This is a genomic window from Acinetobacter sp. B51(2017), assembly GCF_003711395.1.
Lineage (GTDB): Bacteria > Pseudomonadota > Gammaproteobacteria > Pseudomonadales > Moraxellaceae > Acinetobacter.
On sequence record NZ_PJRJ01000007.1, the window covers coordinates 20,535 to 41,228 of the forward strand.

Genomic DNA, 20,694 nt, shown 5'->3' on the forward strand with positions numbered 1-20,694 from the left:
CGCGCTTGGGAAGAAAATCATGCAATTAAAACCACTCGTGCAATTCATGGCGTTATTGCCCCTTGCGATTATGCCAAGCTATGCCAGCGACTTAAGTATTTATAAAGGCAATCAGCAGGGTAAAACTTCAATTTTCTTGATGCTCGACACCTCGGGCAGTATGGGGATTAGTTCATTAGTTCTGTCACGTAATAATCAATATGGTAGCCCAGGTGATGTAGATAGCCCTCTATGTGATCGCGTCTTGGTCGAAGAGTATTATTCTAACCGTTCAACTGCAAAAATGTGGGAATGGGCATATAACTTAAAAGACCCAAGCACCAATAAAACCGCAATTGCCAAAAGTGTAAAAATTGGTGAACAAACCATTCCATACTATGTTCGTGGTTGTAGCAAAAATGGTGTAACACAGTACGACCGTTTATCACGTCTAAAAGAAGCCATTTTACCCTTACTAGCAAGTGACAAACTTGATAATAGTGTAGTCATGGGGCTTGGGCATTTTTCTGCCAAAACGCCGCTAAATATTGGTACCGCGACGAATCAACTCGTCGATGGTCATTCGGGTCGTGTGCTGGTACCAGCCGCGCCTTTAAGTTTAGAGCAACGCCAAAAAATTGCGCTAGAAGTTGCCAATTTTAAATCCTTAGATACCACGACCAATGAAGATGGTAGCGCTAACCCTAATTTGAAATTATCAAGTAATAGTTATCCATCAGATGTTGTTAAAAGCTCTAGTGGTACGCCAACCGCACATGCTTATGCAGAAGCAGGGGCGTATATGATGGGTACGGGTACAGGTTATGACAGCACGCATAATAGCTTGAGTAAAATTAATTATATTTATGATGGTTACATGGTCAAACAAAGTAACAATGACGATGGTCAGGTTTATTTTATTTGTGTGGAACTCGGCAGTGGGCGTACTTCAGCTTTAGGTGCCACAGTCAAACAATGTCCAAGTGGTTGGCCAAGCTATAGCTCATCGAATAAATCTTTTTCTACAGGCAATAAAGTCTATCGACCAACCACTCAGGGGGGGTGGGAAGCTGTCACACCAAAGCAATTACGTGATCAAGTTGGTGATATGAATAAGCTTTGGGATGTATATAGCAAGCTACCCGTAGGCTGGCGTTTAGATGGGTGGATGAAAGTTGATCAAGAGCCAATGGATATCGAGCCGATTGTAGGTACGGTATGGGGCTATAACGATGGCGTACGTGGTTTGGTTTCGTATCGTACCAATCCATTTGCTTTAAGTGAAACTTCAACAGGCGTAACCGATAATTTGGTTGGTGGTTTTCGTTATTCTGTCGCAAGTGCCAAAAAAACAGATGGCAGTAATACCTATGTCGCGGGTGGCTCTAAAAATAGTTGTGATGGCAATGGCATTTACTTCTTAACCGATGGAGCGCCAAACTCAACCAAAGACGATATGGCCAAAGCCATTATGAATCATTCTTTGACCCCAGCACATGCCTTTCAAGTCAAACCCAATGGCACTGGGGTTTTAGTATCACCCAAGTTAAAATCTAATTTGTTTTCGGGTGAAACGGGGGGCTGGGAATATATTGGTGAGTATGCAAAAAAATTAAATAATCAAAGCAATAATCCTGCGGGTATGCGTATTAAAACCGCAGTAGTGGGCTTTGGTTCAACCTTTGAAGGGTTAAAACAAAAACCAGATGGCAGTTATGATTGTGATTCAACTGACAATTTAGATGTCAAAAATGCCTGTAAATGGGGCAGTAAAGGCCATGGTTATGGCGAAGGTGGGTTCTATCAAGCCACCAATTCCGATGATATTGCGGCCAGTATTGTTGACTTTGTGCAAAGCTTAAAAGTTGACTTTACTCCATCGAGTTTAGGTTCTATTGCAGTGCCGCGTGATCCGCTTGATCAAACTCAATTGATGACCTCGGGCTTTTTCCCTATGGTGATGCCACAAGAAGATCATACGCTACGCACTTGGGCAGGCAATTTAAAAAAATACCATATTATTGATGGCACCTTAAAAGACGCCAATCACAATGCCATTTATCACATCATTAATAATCAACAAGTGATAAACCCAAATGCCAAAGATTTATGGTCAAACGATGCGACTGGTATGGATCATAGCTTGGTGAATCAAGGTGGGGCATGGGCAAAAATTCCTGTGCCTTCACAGCAAGTCATTGCGAATGATCCAAGTTCAGCCAGTGCTGAACGCCGTGTGTTTATTATGGATGAAAACCGCTTAAAACGTGTCCATAAAGATAATTTGGCGACTGCGATGTTAGGCGAATCGATTAAAGATTTAAGCGTGCGTCAGCGTTATGCCTTATTAAATTATTTAGGCTATGCCACAGCTTTACCTGATGCTAATGTCACCAGTTTATCGGCAGCTGATTTAGCTAATATTACTCAAACGCCAAGCAGCCCTTATCGCTATTTGGGTGGCGTTGTGCATTCCACCCCTTTGTTAGTCACTCAACAAGCCAAGCTTGATCCAAATGGCAATACCCTGATCAATGCTCGTCATGAATATGTGGTCTATGGCTCAATGGAAGGCGGCCTACATATTGTGGATGCCAAAACTGGCCAAGAGAAATCGGTGTTTGTGCCTAAAGAAATTATCGATCATCAATATGATACATTGGCGCAACAACACTCTAAAGGCATTGTGGCAGAAAGCAAAATTGGCATGGCTTACGGTGTAGATGCGCCGTGGACAGCGGATAATACTTTTAAAGTCCAAGTCGTTAAAGATGCGAGCAATAAACAAAGCGTGCAGTACCAAGCCGACCGCCTTAATATTTATGGTGGCTTACGCATGGGCGGTGAAGCTTTATATGGTTTAAATATAGCAGATCCAAGCCAGCCAGAACTTCTCTTTCATTTACACCCAGGCTTAAAAGAATTTGCACGCATGGGGCAAATTTGGTCAAAACCAACAGTTGCGGAAATTCGTGTACAAGGTGAGCGCCGTAAAGTGCTAATTTTTGGTGGAGGTTATGATGCTGAGGTGTATGAGCAAGCCGCGGCAGATTTTAAAGAGCCTAGCTCAACTGCTACACGCGGTAATGCCTTATATATCGTTGATGCCACAACAGGTGAACTGATTTGGATGACCAGTGCCAATACCGCGGATATTGACCAAGCACATAAAAAAACCACGCAAGCACAACTGCTGTATAGTGTGGTCGGACAACCTGTGGTACGTGATTATGATGCCGACGGTCTGAGTGATATGATTTACTTTGCCGATTTAGGCGGACAAATTTTCCGTGTCGATCTTAATAATATTCAACAAGTCAGTCTTACTGAAAAACATAATTTAGCGGTACGCGTGCAGCGCATTGCTAATTTACGTGAAGCGAGCAGCAATAGTGAGCATGACCGTTTATATGACCCAAGCTTTGTGCCACGCTTTTATGACCGCTTAACCACAGCAGTATTTGATGCAGGGCAGTCACGTTTTGTGTTTATCAGCACAGGTTCAGGTAATCGTAGCTTTCCTTTAGAAAGTAGTACTCAGCGCAATAAAATTTATGGCATTTTTGACTACGATGCAGCGATGAATGGTTTAGAAAAACCAAGCTTTGCAAAAGAGGTGGGCTTAAGCGTGGAAGCAACCAGTGCCAACCTTGCAAAACGCGGTGAATTAGGTCGTGGGATGACCAGCTTGCATTGGGGTGGTGGTAGTTTAAACAACGATAAAATTCGTTTGAATATGGGGCGTGGCGCCGAGCAATATCGTGGTTGGGTATTTGATTTAAACTCAGTAGCCGATACCAACACACAAAAATTTGCTAAATCTTTTGAAGAGTCACAATTAATCGCCAGCGACTTATATATCAATTTATATGATCCAAAAGCCAGCTTAAATAATATTTCTAATAGCTGTGGCGGAGGTGTGCAGGGTTTATCCACCATTCATCGTGTTTGTGCACCTTTTGGCGATTGTGCAGCCTATGTCAAACAAGATTATCAAGGCATTACTGGACCAACATTGGGGGCAACGGCTGACAGTAACCGTACCTCAAGTTTGGTTGGCCCACTGGCTGCCACGGAAGAGGCCTGTGTAGGTAAATGTGACCAAGATCAAAGTGCTTTAAATACGCAACGTTTAAAGAAATACTCACAGGCGCGTGTGATTAAGCCGACCCGTTGGTTTGAACGCTAATGAATAAACGACATATACAAGGCTTTAGCTTACTTGAATTGATGGTGGTTGTGGTGATTGTGGCAATTTTTGCTGTGATTGCCATGCCTAGCTATGAACGCTATATCGCGCGTAATCAACAAGCCAAAGCCCAAGCAGAACTGTTAATGTTGTCTGAGCGCTTAGAAAATTATCGGGGGCGCCAGCTCAACTATGCCGATTTTGTGGCGCCTAATGAAACAGAGGCAGGTGTCATCTATTTACCTAAAGATGCCAATGCCGAAAAATATAGCTACAAAATTCAGATTTTGGATCTCAATAGCCATCGAGATTTACAACAATCGGTGATTGGGCAAGGCTATAAACTCATTGCGACACCGTATCAGCTAGGGCAGCGTTATTTACGCGAGTCACCTTCGTATTTTTTAAGTTCACGTAGTCAAAAATGTGCCAGCTTAGAATTATTAAGCGCTACAAGCACAGATTGTGGCGCAACAACACAGGAGTGGTAATAATGTCAGTACGTGGTTTTACCATTATCGAATTAATGCTTGCGGTTGCAGTCGTGGCAATTCTCGCGGCGATTGCGATTCCCAATTATCAGCAATATGTGAAAAAGAGTAAACGCGTGGAAGTACAAGCCCATTTAATGAGCTTGGCACAGCAATTGGCCAGTTATAAATTGGTCAATCAAAGCTTTGCAGGGATGAGTATAGCTCAGTTGGGTGGCGCGGATTATCCGCAATCCAATCCAAACTATCACTTAAGCTTAACCGATGCCTATGGTGTGCCACTAGATCAAGCCAACAGTCAAAACAGTACTTGGTTATTGGTTGCCACTCCAACAGCCAACTCGACGCAAGACGGAACAGGTAAAATTAGCTTAATTCATACAGGCGCGCAGTGTTGGTATGAAAATCAAGATGATGCAGTCCCTTATCTAAGTAAAGACTCAACTGGAAGTTTAACTTTACCCGCTTGTCCCGCAGCATGGCAGCAATAAAGCAACTGGCTTTTTGAATCTGCTTGTTTGCTTAGAGAAAAGACAATAGAAGAACGAGCCTGATTCCGCTACAATATCGGCAATTTTTATCTATTTGATCAAATCTGATCGTTGCACTGCAGCTCTTGCAGTAGGTGTATATTCCATGAGTTTTAAAGATGAATTAGCGGCACAAGTCGCTCAACGTCGTACTTTCGCGATTATTTCCCATCCCGATGCTGGTAAAACCACCATGACAGAAAAACTGCTGTTATGGGGTCAAGCGATTCAGGTGGCAGGTATGGTCAAAAGCCGTAAATCTGACCGTGGTGCGACATCGGATTGGATGGAAATGGAAAAAGAACGTGGCATCTCGATCACGACATCGGTCATGCAGTTCCCATTCAAAGACAAAATGATCAACCTACTCGACACCCCGGGACACGAAGACTTCTCGGAAGATACCTATCGTACCTTAACCGCAGTCGATTCTGCCTTAATGGTAATCGATGGTGCCAAGGGTGTCGAAGACCGTACCATTAAATTAATGGACGTGTGTCGTATGCGTGACACACCGATCATTTCTTTTGTCAACAAAATGGACCGTGAAATCCGCGAGCCATTAGAATTGTTAGATGAAATCGAAAACGTTTTAAAAATTAAATGTGTGCCGTTAACGTGGCCACTGGGCACAGGTCGTGACTTCGCAGGGGTATATAACCTGATCGAAGAAAAATTCTATGTGTATAAAGCGGGCTTTGGTTCAGTAATTACTGAGATTGAAGTGCGTGATGGCTATGATCATGCAGACTTACGTGAAAAAGTGGGTGAATTAGCATGGGCGGCATTTGAAGAGTCACTAGAACTGGTACAAATGGCCAATGAGCCATTAGACCGTGAAGAATTCTTAGCGGGTCGTCAAACACCTGTGCTATTTGGTACAGCATTGGGTAACTTTGGTGTCGATCATGTACTGGATGCATTTAGCCAATATGCCCCAGAGCCAAAAGCGCATCCGACCCAAGATCGTGTAGTTGATGCCAAAGAAGAAGGCTTTACAGGTTTTGTATTTAAAATCCAAGCCAATATGGATCCAAAACATCGTGACCGTATTGCCTTTATGCGTATTTGCTCAGGTAAATATGAAAAAGGCTTGAAAATGAAGCATGTGCGTATTGGTAAAGACGTGCGTATTTCAGATGCTTTGACTTTCCTTGCGGGTGACCGTCAGCATTTAGAAGAAGCATGGCCGGGTGATATCATTGGTTTGCATAACCACGGTACCATTCAAATTGGTGATACCTTTACTTCAGGTGAAAACTTACAGTTCACTGGTATTCCACACTTTGCACCAGAAATGTTCCGCCGTGTACGCTTAAAAGATCCTTTAAAATCTAAACAGTTGCAAAAAGGTCTAAAAGAGCTGTCTGAAGAAGGTGCAACACAGGTGTTTATGCCACAGCACAATAACGATTTAATCGTGGGTGCGGTGGGGGTACTTCAGTTTGAAGTGGTCGCGTATCGCTTAAAAGAAGAGTACAAAGTCGACTGCGTGTACGAGCCAGTGAGCATTAATACTGTACGTTGGGTGACCTGTGATGACGAGAAGAAATTCAACGAATTTAAGAAAAAAGCCCATGACCAATTGTCAGTCGATGGTGGTGGTCATTTAACTTATCTTGCGCCAAGCCGTGTCAACTTACAGCTGATGCAAGAACGTTATCCTGACATTGTGTTCCGTAACACCCGTGAGCACTAAGTTACCGAAATATAAAACAGTCTAAAGCAGACTGTTCTATGATAGGCCTAATCTTGTATTAGGCCTTTTTTATGTTTGCTGTTAGCAAGCCAGCGCTTTGTATCGCTTTGCTCGTCACTTTAACTGCTTGTAATGATGCAAAAGCACCTGTGGAAGCACCTGTTAAGGTCGAATCAGCGCCTCCTATTTCTCCTAAAGCTGTCACCACAGTTGAAGCTGCTCAAGTTCTACCTTATTTAGCTGCCCAATCAGCACCAGCGCAGTTTGTACTGCCTAAATGTGCTGATCAAAATTGCTTAGAGCTAAATATCAATAGCTTAACTACAGAAGACGCATGGTTTAATACGTGGTTAAACACACGTCAAGCTGAGGTTTTGATGCTGCAACTGCAACAAGATCCAGCCAATTTAACTTTACAACAAGCAGTCAATCGTTATGCAGCCGCTTCCAAAGAATGGCAACAACAATATCGCCAGCATCAAGCCTTTCAGCTAGACTTAGACACAGTGGTCGTTCATCAAAAAAATGGCATTGTCTTATTGCAAATACAGGTTAATAGCCATCAGGCCGAAACCAAAGTGCTAAATCGTTTATATTTCTTTGTGGCGGATCGCAATAAGCAGCAGCATTTGCCAGTGAAACAGGTTATTGCGCCTGATTATGCCAAAACCTTGCAAGATATTTTAAATCAACACTATAAAAAGTGGCTGAGCACACAAAGCGATGAAGTGAAAACTGCTGCGCCTTCGCAATTGGCGTGGCAACAAGGACAATGGTTTTATGACCAAGAGGGGATTGGTTTACACTTTCGTGCCGGTCAGATTAGCCCAACAGCCGAGCAATTGGATGTGTATTTAAACACTGCCCAAAGCAAACGTGTGCTCAAAGCAGAACTTTACCAGATTTTATTTCATTCTAAATCGACGCGAGAGGAACCTCATGAAAGCAAAAATCGCGCTGCTTAGTGTTTTAAGCATTGCTCTGTTGACTGCTTGTAATCCTAAGCCCGAAGCACCCCCACAAGCTCAAGCTACATCTGAAGCTGTAATGCCTGAAGCTGTATTGAGTTTAGACGGTGAAAATCAAGCGCTCGATTTAAGCCTACCTGAGTGTGATGCTAACAATTGCCCTGAAATTGATATAGAGCGTTTAAACAGTAATCAACCCTATATTGATGCATGGATAGATGCCGAAATTTTAAAACTGATGCAGCAAATTTTATCGATTGCGCCTAATTCTGAGCTTGAACAGAAGATTGCTTCACAAGCTCAATTAGCAGCATCACAAGCTTCGCCAGCATCAGAGGTAAAAGCCCCAGAACTCACAGCTAAAACAACTTTAGAGCAACAATTGCAACCTTATGTTGGTTCATTCTTATACTTAGATCAAGAGCTGAAGGACTTGAGTGCCAATCATCAAATTAGTGTGATGGTTAAGCCAAGGATTTTAAATAATCAAGCTCCATTAGCCACAGTAGTGTTAAATAGCAGTAGCTATTTGGGTGGGGCACATGGTTCATCGTCACAGCAATATGCCAACTTTGATTTAGAAAGCAAGCAACTGATTTCCCTCAAAGATATCGTATTGCCCAAGCAGCAGGCAGCCTTAGAAAAAGTGGCTTATGCTGTATTTAAACAATGGGTACTTGAGGCGAAATTGGCAGAAAATATTCGTGACTATGAACAGGCATGGAAATTTCATCTTTCAGATAATTTCTATTTAAGTCAGCAAGGTTTAATTTTGCAATATGCCGAATATGAAATTGGCCCCTATGTGGTGGGTTTACCCAAATTGGTCATTAACTATGAAGATCTAAACGGGATTTTAAAACCTGAATATTTACCTGCGCCTAAAGCTGCGATGCAAAACCCATGAGCATTACCTTATTTGATACTCACACCCATTTTGATGTGCCAGACTTTGATCAAGATCGGCTGCAACTGGCGGCATTGGCCAAAAAAATGGGCGTGGAGCATTTAGTATTAATTGGCTTTATTGCCGAGCGCTTTCAAAATTTAATTGCCTGTCAAAAGCAATTACAACAACAACCCGATGTACCAAAAGTGCATTTGGCTCCCGGTTTGCATCCTTTTTATATCGAACAACACCAAGCTGAACATTTGCAGCAAGTAGAACAATTTTTGCAGCGCGAAAACTGTGTTGCGATAGGTGAAATTGGTTTAGATACCTTTTTAAAAGTGCATAAACAACCTGATCTATTTGCCAAGCAACAGCATTATTTTGCAGTGCAGCTGGAACTGGCGCAGCAATATCAAAAACCAGTGCTATTACATATTCGTAAATCTCATGCCGAAGTATTAAAAATGTTAAAGCAACATCGCTTTAAGCACGGTGGGATTGCACACGCCTTTAGTGGTGGGGTCGAAGAAGCCAAAGCCTTTATTCAGTTGGGCTTTAAAATTGGTGTAACAGGGCAGATCAGTAACCCGAATGCCAAAAAATTGCATACTGTGGTGCAAACCATTGGCGCACAGCACCTCGTATTAGAAACTGATTGCCCTGATATGACGCCGCTATGCTGTCAATTAGACCAGCACAGCCGAACCCGTAATACCCCGGCCAATTTAATCTATGTGCTTGAAGCCTTAGCAAAAAGCTTGAATGTACAGCAACAGGATTTAGCCCAGATTCTATGGCGCAATAGCTTTGCAGCCTTAGCGCTCTAGCTCCCCACTGCTAAACACAGTAAAATAGCAGCACTTGTAACAATGTTGATTGCCCCATGACTGATGTATTAGATGACGAATATGAGCGCCGTTTTGCCGGGGTTGCCAAAATTTATGGTGAGGCTGAATTTGAGCATTATGCCAACAGCCATGTCATGGTCATTGGAATTGGCGGTGTAGGTTCTTGGGCGGTAGAAGCTTTAGCACGCACAGGCATTGGCGAGTTGACCTTAGTGGACATGGATGTGGTGGCTGCATCCAATATTAATCGTCAATTGCCAGCGATGACTACAACTTTAGGGCATGAAAAAATCGAAGTGATGGCAGAGCGCTGCCTTGCGATTAATCCACGAATTAAAATTAATTTAGTGGATGATTATCTAACGCCTGAAAATGTCAAACAGCTTTTACAAGATCCACCCGATTTAATCTTAGATTGTATTGATGATGTTAAAGCAAAATTTGCCTTAATGTTGCACTGTCGCTTTAACAAGATTCCATTAATTGTGTCAGGTGGCGCGGGCGGAAAATTAGATCCCTTAAAAATTCGTGTTGCAGATTTATCTAAGACAGAACAAGACCCAATGTTAGCCAAGTTACGTGCCCAATTACGCAGCAAAGGTATTTGTAAAAAGCCCAAAGAAAAATTTGGCATTACCTGCGTTTACTCCATCGATAATCCATTTTCAAGTGCTGATGTTTGCCCAAGTGCTGGCTTACGCTGTGGTGGCTATGGCTCTGCTGTAGTGGTCACTTCGAGTTTTGCGATGGTGGCGGTGGCAGAAGTGCTCAAAAAACTCGATCAGCTTAAACAACGTCAAGGATAGTTTTTGCCAATCCTTTGCCAGTTTTTTAAACAAAAAATCCCAAGTAAATCACTTGGGATTTTTTTATCAGGCTGCTTATTTATTCTAAAAAATTCAAATAAATTAAATATTCAGCATATAAAATGCTAAGTAAATCTACAAAAGTGTCAATTCAGTCTAGCTATAAAATCAATCTGCTATTTGGTTAATGTTTTTGTGAGCATGCTAAAAACTTAATAACAATCGAACAACAAAACCATGTTTTTAGTATGTTTTTTGAAAAATTTTGTTTTTAATTTGTCAGGTATGGTCAATCCTTATCCAGTCTGAATTGTCTAACATAAGCTTGGAAAATTGATATTGCCCTATCAATTCCCGACGTTGTTATTAATTTCTCTCCAAATCACGTCCTAGTGGGTTATAAATGAAAGACAATTTAGTGGAAAGCCGGCTGTTCCGCATAAAAACTAATTTTGACCAGCTTGTCATTGGTCAAGTGACTCAAATCAACGATCTGTTGCAAAGCAGTCAATTACTGTATACCAATTACCATAAGTGTGGCTACTTAAAACAAGGCACACCATTTTTATATTTACCGCAATATTGTCACAGTTCTAATTTTTTATTTACGGCTAAAGAAAATGACAGCATTGTGGGGACCATTGGGATTATTCAAGACCAATATTTACCTGCTTATGGGGCTTATCAAGCCGATATTGATGCCTTAAACATTAAAGCGGGTAAACGGATTGAATTGGCATCATTGGCGATTCGTGAAGATTATCAACATCAAAACCTTTTTTACGATTTATATTCAAGCGCCGTGTTGTTTGCTATTTTTAAAGTCCGCGCCAAGCATATCTTTATTCAGGTTGATAGTAAAAAAGCCTCATTTTACGAACGTCTATTCTTTAAAAAAGTCGGTGATAATCGGGTTTTAGATGAATATAACGGCGTTACCTCATCCTTATTGTATATGGATGTAGAACGCGCATGGAAATTGGTGCGTCGTCGTTGCCAAGGGCAAAGTAATATTGCTGTGGTACGTAATATGCTAAAAATGTTTGGGGTTTATGATCGTTATAAAGTGTTAAGCCCAGTGCAATTGCATGATATGTCTAAACAGTGGAGTGCCAATGACTTAGACTTTTATCAAAAAGCTTGTGGTCATATGTAAAAAAAAGCCCCCCCAATTGGGGGGCTTTTTTTTATTGTTGTGCTTGCTGCTCACGCAAATAATCTTCGGTGCGTTTAATCGCATCTTGCATATTTAAAATCGCATTTTCCACATCTTTTAAGGTTTTGGCATTGCCGCCACTTAAAGCCTGACGCCATTTACGTGCACCGGGTAAGTTTTGGAATAAACCTAAAATATGACGGGTGATAATCGACAGCGGTGCACCTTCTGCTAAACGTTTGGCAATATATGGCATCATTTCAGCCATAATCTCAAAACGATCCGGTGCTTCTAAATTCCAAAGCTGACCTAATTCTGCCAATAGGTATGGGTTGTGATACGCCTCACGACCAATCATGACCCCGTCGACATGCTTTAAATGTTGTTGAGTTTCAGCATAAGTTTTAATGCCGCCATTAATCTCAATGATTAAATCAGGACGATCTTGTTTTAAACGATAGACATCTTCATAACGTAGCGGTGGTACTTCACGGTTTTCTTTAGGTGATAAACCTTGTAGCAACGCAATACGTGCATGCACAATAAAATTGTTACAACCAGTTTTTGCTACGGTATCGACAAAATGCAGCATCTCTTCATACGAGTGCATGTCGTCAATCCCAATACGGTGCTTCACGCTCACAGGGATATCCACAGCATTACGCATTTCAGCGATACATTCTGCAACAAGGTCAGGCTCAGCCATCAGGCACGCGCCAATTTTATTGTTTTGTACGCGGTCACTTGGGCAACCCACATTCAGGTTGACTTCGTTATAACCCCAATCTTGTGCCATCTTGCTACACAGGGCTAAATCTTTGGCATTTGAACCACCCAGCTGTAACACAATAGGCTGTTCTTCTTGGTTAAAGTCTAAATGCCGTTTGGCATCACCATGAATAATGGCACCTGTAGTCACCATTTCGGTATATAAAATCACATTCGGATTAAATAAACGCGCGAAATAGCGGTAATCTTTAGTGGTCCAATCCATCATGGGCGCGACCGAAATACGAGGCTGTAAAGATTGCAGAGCAGACATAAGGACCTAAGACTTCAAACAACGAGAGCGCGGCATTATACGGCTTTTGGGTAAAAATCGACAGCCCTAAGCACTGTGTCGAAATTTTATATAGTGCTGATCCAGTAGCGCAAATAGCGCAGCACAGCCAACTAAGACTAAACCCGCGAGGCAGCTCATGTACCAACCACCATGTTGCCAAGAAAAGACTCCAAGCGCAGAGCCGCAAGCACCACCAATAAAATAGGTGGTCATATAAATCGAGTTAATTCGTGATTTGGCATCAGGGCGTAAACGAAACACAATGCCTTGATTGGCGGTGTGTACCATCGCTAAACCCAAGTTAATTAAGGCATAACCTAAAATATAACTCAGTAGTGAGACCGCACCGCCATATAACAATGCCCAACTGCTGGCTAAGGTTGTTAAGCCTAAAAGTGTGAGTAATTGTGTGCGACCACGGTCAGCAAAACGACCTAAATAACTACTCGAAAGTGCACCAAACACGCCCACCAAAGTAATTAAACCTACCCAAATATCGCTTAAATAAAAGGGCTTTTGTGTAAGTAGTAATGCAATGGTCGAAAACAAAATACTCATGGCAGCAAAGCAGCAACCCCCTATCAAAGAACGTAAAACTAAACGCGGTTCTTGTTGCAGTAAACTGCCCATGGAACGGAAAATATCCAGATAACTTAAGTTTAAACGGAGTAAATAAGGTAAACGCGATTTTAGTAAAAAGGCTAAAACCAACATGAGTGAGCCACTGAGCACGTAAATCATCTTCCAATGCCAAAGTTCTGATAAAACCCCAGCAATACTGGTGGATAATAAAATGCCCACCAATAAGCCACTCATTAAAAAGCCAATCACTTGACCAGTTTTTTCAGCTTTAACGGCCATCGTGGCAAATGGAATAAGGACTTGCGCAGCCACCGAAAATAAACTGGCCACGATAGTGCCAAACCACAGCAGATAAATATTGTTGGATAAAGCAGAGATAAATAAACCGACTGAAGCCAATAGCATCAACAGCGGAATAAATTTAGTTTTATTGACAATATCGCCAATCGGGACAATAAAAAGCAAACCCAAAGCATAAGCCACTTGCGCAAACGTTACGGTAAGCGCGACTTGTGATTCAGGGACTTGAAAATAAGCTTGAATAGAACTGACTAAGGGCTGGCAATAGTAGTTGGTGCCCGCACATAAACCACAGGCAATTGCCATTAGCCAAAGCAGTGCTTTATCTTGACTAATATCTAAATCTTTTTGCATTTAGGCTGTCTTTTTCGCAAGTGTAATCATGAGAACTCCCACAATATTTAAGGCGCAGCCCAACCATTGAATGGCATTCATATATTCGCCTAGAAAAATCGTGGCCAGAATAATGGTCAGAATGGGGCCAATCGAGGCAATCATGGCAGAATGTGCTGGCCCCAAACGCTGAATACTTTGTGCCATTAAAATCGTAGGTAATACGGTCACGAAAATTCCAAGCGCAATACCATAGTACAGCACTTGAGTGGGCAGTTGTGCCAGTAATTGTAATGGCGCAGGGGTAGCCAGTATAAAATGTACTAAAGTGCCTACACAGGCAATGCTCAGTACCAAAGCATTAAAATGCCATGAACCAAACTGCCGAATTAAACGTGGTGTCATCAGTAAGTAAGCGGCAAAACATACTGCACTGGCAAAGACCAAACTCGCGCCCAACCAAAAATCATGGTTATGTGGTGTATGGGCTTGCTCTTGCAGCATCACAATAACCGTACCACCATAACTTAAGGCCAAGGCAACGATGGTTTTTAAGCTCAGTTTTTGTTTGAATAAAACGCTAGAGGCAAGCACAGTTAAGGTGGGATATAAAAATAAAATAATCCGTTCTAATGAGGCGCTAATATACATCAGACCCATAAAATCGAGCCAACTCGAAAAATAATAACCCAACAACCCTGCTGCCCATAAAATCAGCCAATCCTGCCGACTAAGGCGCTGTTTTTGGTGACGACTCAGCCACGCGATGATTAAGAAAAACGGTAAGGCGCTTGCCATCCGTAATGCGACCAGAACCGTCCCATCCACCAAAGGCGAGAGTGCATAGGCTTGTTTAATAAAGATCGCTTTGCTGCTAAATAACAAAGCGGCACAAATGGCAAACAATGCACCAAATTGGCTCGAGCTGGGGCGAGGAATCATCATAGGTTTCAAATATATGGGCTAAAGAACAACATGAAGGACGAAGCATCTTATGTTTTGAGTTAGATTTTAAACTGCTACAGTTAAAATTTTAGGGCTACTTTATCATGCCTTGAGAAAGTGGTTTAGGTTGTTTGTATAAAGAAAAGTTAAATAATTCATAGGGTTTTTATATATGTATTGCTTTATTATGGTGCAAAAACACACAAATTAAGGCTAGAAATGAACTGGTAATATCACTGAAAAAAATATCGATCAAATTTTTTTTAAAGTATTTATGTCAGCAGCTGTGACTTTTTCCTGAGCGTCAGCATCAAAAAATTGAGAGCCTAGTCAGTGCAATAGGGCGAATGTGTGCGTGGGGCAGGCGAGGATGATGTGATCAAAAACTTAAGTTGCAATAATGAGAATATATCATCTTTCAATATACTAACTTGGTGAAAAAATAGCCTAAACCTGTACTTTACCGACAGATTAATACATTGTGCTTTGGATGTTAATTGACTGGATAAAAGCAGCTAAATACTGAGCCGATTGCACAGTACAGACACTTAAAAAAAGCTAAAAAGGGATAAATTGGCTTAAAAAAAGCAAAATCATTTGGTGATTTCACGATTTTTTATGAATCATCAGTTCATGTTTTGAACATTTATTAAATAAATACTAGGTAGAAATAGAAAAAATTTCAATTAGAATCCAAAAAATCAACAAAAAATAACCAGAGGGAAAACGCCAGTGATTTGGCGTTTGCTTGACAAAAACTAGCTTGAGGGACGCTCATGCAGATCGGAATCCCAACCGAGACAGTAGCCGGTGAACATCGTGTTGCTGCCACACCAGAAACAGTAAAAAAACTAGTCAATGCCGGTCATCAAGTGGTGATCGAACGCGGTGCTGGTATTCGTGCTGCCTATATTGACAGTAGTTATGAACAAGTCGGTGCTAAGCTCACCGAAGATGCCTATAGCGGCAGTGAAATTATTTTAAAAGTACGTGCGCCGAAAGCCGAAGAAATTCAAAAACTTCCGCAAGGCAGTCATGTGGTGGCGATGTTTGATCCCTACCGTAATCCTGAGCTAGAGCTGTTTGCCAAGCAAAATGTCACCGCATTTGCCCTTGAATTGTTACCGCGTACCTTATCGCGTGCGCAAAACATGGATGTGTTGTCGTCACAGGCCAATCTTGCCGGTTATAAGGCAGTGTTATTGGCATCTAATGAATATCAACGCATGTTCCCTATGCTCATGACTGCCGCAGGTACAGTAAAACCTGCGCGTGTAGTGGTGATGGGCGTAGGTGTAGCCGGTCTACAAGCGATTGCTACCGCCAAGCGTTTAGGCGCTGTGGTTGAAGCCACCGATTTACGTCCAACCGCAAAAGACCAAGTGGAATCTTTAGGCGGTAAATGGCTCGATGTGCCAATGTCCGAAGAAGAGAAAAACCGTGCTGCTGAAGCGGCAAAAAATGGTTATGGCTGGATGCCGGGCGAACAATATATCAAAGACCAAGCCGCAATTGTCGATAAAGCCGTTGCCAATGCCGATATCGTGATTACCACCGCATTATTACCGGGCCGTGATGCGCCGCGTTTAATTCAAGCGGACACAGTAGCCAAAATGAAACCGGGTTCGGTGATTTTGGATATGGCCGTTGAAACTGGTGGTAACGTGGCTGGCTCTAAATGCGGTGAAACCGTAGTCACAGCCAATGGCGTTAAGATTTTAGGCGTACCCAATATTCCGGCAACTGTAGCGACCGAAGCTTCGGCCCTGTATGCCCGCAATGTTTACAATTTTGTTGAAACGTTATTTGATGCAGATAAAAAACTGGCATTGAATCAAGAAGATGAAATTCAAAAAGCTTTAATGGTCGCACATGGCGGTCAAGTCCTACTCAAACGTGGTTAAGGAGCAAAAATCATGGTTGAAACGATTACAATTTTTGTCCTTGCCATCTTTGTAGGTTACTACGTGGTATGGGGCGTAACGCCGGCTTTACATACGCCATTAATGGCAGTGACGAACGCGCTTTCTTCAATCATCATTGTCGGAGCTATGATTCAAACTGTGGGTCTACCGATGGTTGGTGTCGAGGGCAGCGTTGATTTTCAAAGCATTAACGTCGTAAGTGTACTGGGTGCGATTGCCGTGTTTTTGGCCAGTATTAATATTTTTGGTGGCTTTGCAGTGACAGCACGTATGCTGGAAATGTTTAAACCAAAAGCTAAGAAAACAGAGGGTTAAATCATGGAATTTATTCGAGACTATGCGGATTGGTTCTATCTGATTGGCGCAGTACTGTTCATCTTAACGCTACGTGGTTTATCAGGTCCCAAAACGGCAATTACTGGTAACCGCTATGGCATGCTTGCCATGGGGATTGCGGTAGTGACCACTTTCTTCGTGGCTGAAAATCCAGTGGTTTGGATGATTTTAGCGGCAATGGCAGCCGGTGCGGTTGTGGGTATTGCCCGTGCGCGTACGGTGCCTATGACCCAAATGCCGGAAACTGTAGCACTGATGCACTCACTGGTGGGTTTAGCAGCAGTACTCATCGCCATTGCAGCGATTATTCACAATAATAAACTCATTGCCATTGGCCCTGATTTATTAGCAGCCAACGGTGTCAATTTCCACCAAATGAGCAGCGTGCATTTATTTGAATTGTTTGTAGGCTGCTTTGTTGGGGCAATTACCTTTACTGCATCTGTATTTGCTTACGGTAAATTAGCCGCTAAGAAATGGGCTAAAACCATTGCTGGTGCTTGGGTTAAACCTGTGCAAGCATTAATTTTCATTGCCATGCTCATCTGTGGTTTTACTTTCTTTACTACAGGCAGCATGCCAGCATTTTGGGCCATGACCGCTTTAGCATTAATCTTTGGTTGGGTATGGATTGCGCCAGTCGGTGGCGGTGATATGCCAGTGGTGGTTTCACTCCTCAACTCATTCTCAGGTTGGGCAGCAGCAGGGATTGGTTTTACTTTAGAAAATAACATGCTGATTGTGGCAGGTTCTTTGGTCGGCTCATCAGGTGCAATTTTGTCTTACATCATGTGTAAAGCCATGAACCGTTCAATTATCAATGTGTTATTTGGTGGTGCGATGGGTGGAGTAGCTGTGGCCAATGCTGATGCTGGTGAAAAAGTACAACGTAATTATCGTTCAGGTTCGGCCGATGATGCAGGCTTCTTAATGTCAAATGCCGATAGCGTGGTGATTGTACCGGGTTATGGTATGGCACAGGGTCGTGCGCAAAATGCAGTCAAGGAACTGGCTAATTTGCTCAAAGAACAAGGCGTGACAGTACGTTTTGCGATTCATCCAGTGGCAGGGCGTATGCCGGGTCATATGAACGTATTGCTTGCAGAAGCTGATGTACCCTATGAAGACATCTTGGAAATGGACGAGATTAACTCAGACTTTCCTGCAACCGATGTGGTATTGGTGATTGGTGCTAATGATGTGGTGAATCCTGCAGCTAAAGATGATCCAAGCTCACCAATTTATGGTATGCCAATTTTAGAAGCGCATAAAGCCCGTATCACTATGGTGATTAAGCGTTCAATGGCTACAGGTTATGCCGGTTTAGACAATGACTTGTTCTATAACGACAAAACCATGATGGTGTTTGGTGATGCTAAAAAAGTGGTTGAAGATATGACTAAAGCGATTAATGGTACAGGTCACTAAACTACAGCCATAAAAAAACCGCCTTAGGGCGGTTTTTTATAGCATGAAACAAGCGACCATCAAGGTCGCTTTATGCTTTTTAAGCCATAGTTTCTGGCTGGGTACGCCATAAACTTTCAAGATCGTAGAATTTACGCGCTGTAGGGAGCATTGCATGCACTACTACAAAACCTAGATCAATTAAGATCCATTCAGCATCTTGTTCGCCTTCAATACCAAGAGGGCGGAAGCCTGCTTTACGTGCTTCTTCAGCCACGTTATTGGCAAGCGCCTTCAAATGACGGGTTGATGTGCCGCTAGCAATGACAATAGCATCTGCAACGTTACTGATCGTGCTGACATCTAATGTCACGATATCTTTAGCTTTTACATCTTCTAAAGCTTCGCGTACAACATTTAAGCATGCTTGTACGTCTTTAGTTTGAGAATTCATTGCAAGATCGTGAGAATTAGAAGCGCTGGGCGATGGTTCTAAATTCATAAAGGTTAATATTTCCAGACAATAACTCACCTTCTAATATAGCGAATTTAGCGCTAAATTTCAAACCGCCACCCGATAAACTGCTTAACTACTTGGAAAATATTGTGCTTTCCACGCAAAGGACTGCTGAGACTGACTTTGCGGACGATATTCGGCAGCCACATAGCCTGAGTAGGGACTGTCTTTAAGATAAGCAAAAATCGCCTGATAGTCGATTTGACCGGTTGAGGGTTGATGGCGTCCTGGACAATCAGCAAATTGAATATGTCCAATATTTTCAATATTTTCTTGTAAGGCACCTAGTACATCTTCGCCCATCATGGCCATATGATAGCAATCATATTGCATTTTTAGGCAAGGATTATTCACCACCTCAAGCATCTCTTGGGCTTGCGCAATATTTTGTAGCAAAAAACGCGGCATATCTGTGCCATTAATCATTTCAAACACTGGTTGAATTTTAAAGTCACTCAGCATTTGGCAAGCCAATTTTAAGTTACTAGCAAGGGTGCGTAAGCAAGGCAATAGGTCAGCATCGAGCGGTTGTTTGCCGGCTAAAATATTAACGCTTGGCACATTTAAAGCAGTGGCATATTCAATAGCTTGTTCAACGGCATGTCGAAACGCAATTTCTTGACCCGGTACACCGGCCAAGCCGTTACCGCCTTGCATTAAGTCGCCAGCAGGGACATTAATTAAACATAAACTTAAGCTATGTTGCTGTAACTGGGCTTGAATCTCAGCAATCGATAATTCATAGGGAAATTGAATTTCGACATGCGAAAAACCGTATTGGCAGGCTAAAGCAAAGCGCTCAATCAAGGGCACTTCGGTAAAAATCATGGATAAATTAACAGCGAGTTTCATGATTTATTCCTGATTGGCTTCAAGCAAATGAATCACAGTGGCTAAATCTGCTTGAGCATAGCCCTGATTTTGATGGGTCGTGAGTTGCGATAAGGCTTGTTTTGCCACTGGAATATGCAAACCAAAGTCTTGTGCCAATTGCACAGCATTGTTTAAATCTTTGGCGAGGGTTTGTACTTTCCATTGTACAGGTTCAAATATATGGGTCGCCATCCGCGGGCTTAAAATTTGAAAGGGTTTTGAGTCGGCAAATCCACCGGCTAGGGCGGGCGCGAGTAAAGTAGTATCTACGCCTGCTTGATCTGCCAAAGCAACAGCCTCGGCAATTAAAGTGCTGTTGGCAGCGACAATCAATTGATTGCAAATTTTAGTGGCTTGACCTGTGCCGCTGTCGCCCATACGCGTAACACGCTGTGCTAGTACTTGATAAATTGGGCTTAAATCGGCAATCGTGGCTGCATCACCGCCTGCAAAAACCACTAAACTGCCTTGTTCGGCGCCTGTTGTGCCACCTGAAACTGGTGAGTCAATCCAAGTCACCTGCTTGGCGGCCGCAGCTTGGAACAAGCGCTGTGTAGCAGCAACAGATAAGCTGGAAAAATCCACAATGATTTGCTGTGCCTGTAGTTGGTTTTCAATTTGCGCATAAACGCTTTCAGCAGCTGTATCATCTGCCACACATAAAAGAATCACTGGATAAGTGCCAATATTGGCTAAATCAAGCGCATGTGCCCCTTGCTCAAGCAGTGCCGTACAGGCGCTGGCAGTACGGTTCCATACCGCTACTTCAAATTGGGCATTGATTAAACGGGTTGCCATTCGACTACCCATCAGTCCCATACCTAAAAAGGCGATTTTGCCATGTGCCAATTGCAT

The 20,694-nt window shown here is 42.6% G+C and carries 18 protein-coding genes; 12 read left to right on the forward strand and 6 right to left on the reverse strand.

All coding sequences use genetic code 11. From position 1 onward, the window contains the following. Window positions 1–19 precede the first annotated feature (19 nt). From CYK47_RS04865 to CYK47_RS04905, 9 genes are all read left to right on the forward strand, one after another. Window positions 20–4,168, forward strand: coding sequence for a pilus assembly protein (locus CYK47_RS04865; RefSeq protein WP_122899458.1), 4,149 nt, complete (start codon window positions 20–22; stop codon window positions 4,166–4,168). Beyond that, window positions 4,168–4,659, forward strand: a complete 492-nt coding sequence (locus tag CYK47_RS04870) for a type IV pilin protein (RefSeq protein WP_122899459.1) — start codon at window positions 4,168–4,170, stop codon at window positions 4,657–4,659. The genes CYK47_RS04865 and CYK47_RS04870 overlap by 1 nt, the downstream gene beginning before the upstream one ends. A gap of 2 nt (window positions 4,660–4,661) precedes the next feature. After that, window positions 4,662–5,150 (forward strand): type IV pilin protein, encoded by a 489-nt coding sequence (locus CYK47_RS04875; RefSeq protein WP_171525754.1) that lies wholly within the window; start codon window positions 4,662–4,664, stop codon window positions 5,148–5,150. Between the two features lie 145 nt (window positions 5,151–5,295). After that, window positions 5,296–6,888: a peptide chain release factor 3 gene (locus tag CYK47_RS04880; protein WP_122899461.1), complete on the forward strand. Its 1,593-nt coding sequence runs from the start codon at window positions 5,296–5,298 to the stop codon at window positions 6,886–6,888. Between the two features lie 71 nt (window positions 6,889–6,959). Then, the gene (locus CYK47_RS04885; protein WP_122899463.1) at window positions 6,960–7,853 is read left to right on the forward strand and encodes a hypothetical protein; all 894 of its coding nucleotides are present in this window, start codon (window positions 6,960–6,962) and stop codon (window positions 7,851–7,853) included. After that, complete coding sequence (locus CYK47_RS04890) at window positions 7,828–8,763, forward strand: RsiV family protein (protein ID WP_122899465.1); 936 nt, start codon at window positions 7,828–7,830, stop codon at window positions 8,761–8,763. Before CYK47_RS04885 ends, CYK47_RS04890 begins: the two co-directional genes overlap by 26 nt. A gap of 2 nt (window positions 8,764–8,765) precedes the next feature. Then, window positions 8,766–9,575, forward strand: a complete 810-nt coding sequence (locus tag CYK47_RS04895) for a TatD family hydrolase (RefSeq protein ID WP_171407300.1) — start codon at window positions 8,766–8,768, stop codon at window positions 9,573–9,575. Window positions 9,576–9,631: 56 nt separating this feature from the next. Beyond that, entirely contained in the window at window positions 9,632–10,402 is a 771-nt protein-coding gene (locus tag CYK47_RS04900; protein ID WP_122899468.1) for a tRNA threonylcarbamoyladenosine dehydratase, read from the forward strand. Window positions 10,403–10,805: 403 nt separating this feature from the next. Further along, window positions 10,806–11,558 carry a GNAT family N-acetyltransferase gene (locus CYK47_RS04905; RefSeq protein WP_122899470.1) on the forward strand — a complete coding sequence of 251 codons (753 nt, stop codon included), beginning with the start codon at window positions 10,806–10,808 and terminating at the stop codon, window positions 11,556–11,558. A 31-nt stretch (window positions 11,559–11,589) separates the two neighbouring features. On the opposite strand, the gene dusA is transcribed toward CYK47_RS04905, so the two are convergent. The 3 genes from dusA to CYK47_RS04920 form a co-directional block, all read right to left on the reverse strand. Further along, window positions 11,590–12,600: a tRNA dihydrouridine(20/20a) synthase DusA gene (gene dusA / locus CYK47_RS04910; protein ID WP_122899472.1), complete on the reverse strand. Its 1,011-nt coding sequence runs from the start codon at window positions 12,598–12,600 to the stop codon at window positions 11,590–11,592. A gap of 66 nt (window positions 12,601–12,666) precedes the next feature. Further along, complete coding sequence (locus tag CYK47_RS04915; protein ID WP_122899474.1) at window positions 12,667–13,857, reverse strand: MFS transporter; 1,191 nt, start codon at window positions 13,855–13,857, stop codon at window positions 12,667–12,669. Beyond that, window positions 13,858–14,778, reverse strand: a complete 921-nt coding sequence (locus CYK47_RS04920; protein WP_122899605.1) for a DMT family transporter — start codon at window positions 14,776–14,778, stop codon at window positions 13,858–13,860. It lies immediately after the preceding gene. A 779-nt stretch (window positions 14,779–15,557) separates the two neighbouring features. Here CYK47_RS04920 and CYK47_RS04925 point away from each other — a divergent pair. The 3 genes from CYK47_RS04925 to CYK47_RS04935 are packed head-to-tail and all read left to right on the forward strand — an operon-like array spanning window position 15,558 to window position 18,470. Continuing rightward, complete coding sequence (locus CYK47_RS04925; protein WP_122899476.1) at window positions 15,558–16,685, forward strand: Re/Si-specific NAD(P)(+) transhydrogenase subunit alpha; 1,128 nt, start codon at window positions 15,558–15,560, stop codon at window positions 16,683–16,685. A 12-nt stretch (window positions 16,686–16,697) separates the two neighbouring features. After that, entirely contained in the window at window positions 16,698–17,021 is a 324-nt protein-coding gene (locus tag CYK47_RS04930; protein ID WP_122899479.1) for a proton-translocating transhydrogenase family protein, read from the forward strand. A 3-nt stretch (window positions 17,022–17,024) separates the two neighbouring features. Beyond that, on the forward strand, window positions 17,025–18,470 hold the full coding sequence (locus CYK47_RS04935; protein WP_122899481.1) for an NAD(P)(+) transhydrogenase (Re/Si-specific) subunit beta: 1,446 nt from the start codon (window positions 17,025–17,027) through the stop codon (window positions 18,468–18,470). Window positions 18,471–18,549: 79 nt separating this feature from the next. On the opposite strand, the gene rsfS is transcribed toward CYK47_RS04935, so the two are convergent. The 3 genes from rsfS to CYK47_RS04950 form a co-directional block, all read right to left on the reverse strand. After that, the gene (gene rsfS, locus CYK47_RS04940; protein ID WP_122899483.1) at window positions 18,550–18,951 is read right to left on the reverse strand and encodes a ribosome silencing factor; all 402 of its coding nucleotides are present in this window, start codon (window positions 18,949–18,951) and stop codon (window positions 18,550–18,552) included. An 84-nt stretch (window positions 18,952–19,035) separates the two neighbouring features. Then, a complete protein-coding gene (locus CYK47_RS04945; protein ID WP_122899485.1) occupies window positions 19,036–19,821 on the reverse strand; it encodes a hydroxypyruvate isomerase family protein in 786 nt (261 codons plus the stop codon). Continuing rightward, window positions 19,822–20,694, reverse strand: a complete 873-nt coding sequence (locus CYK47_RS04950; protein ID WP_122899487.1) for an NAD(P)-dependent oxidoreductase — start codon at window positions 20,692–20,694, stop codon at window positions 19,822–19,824.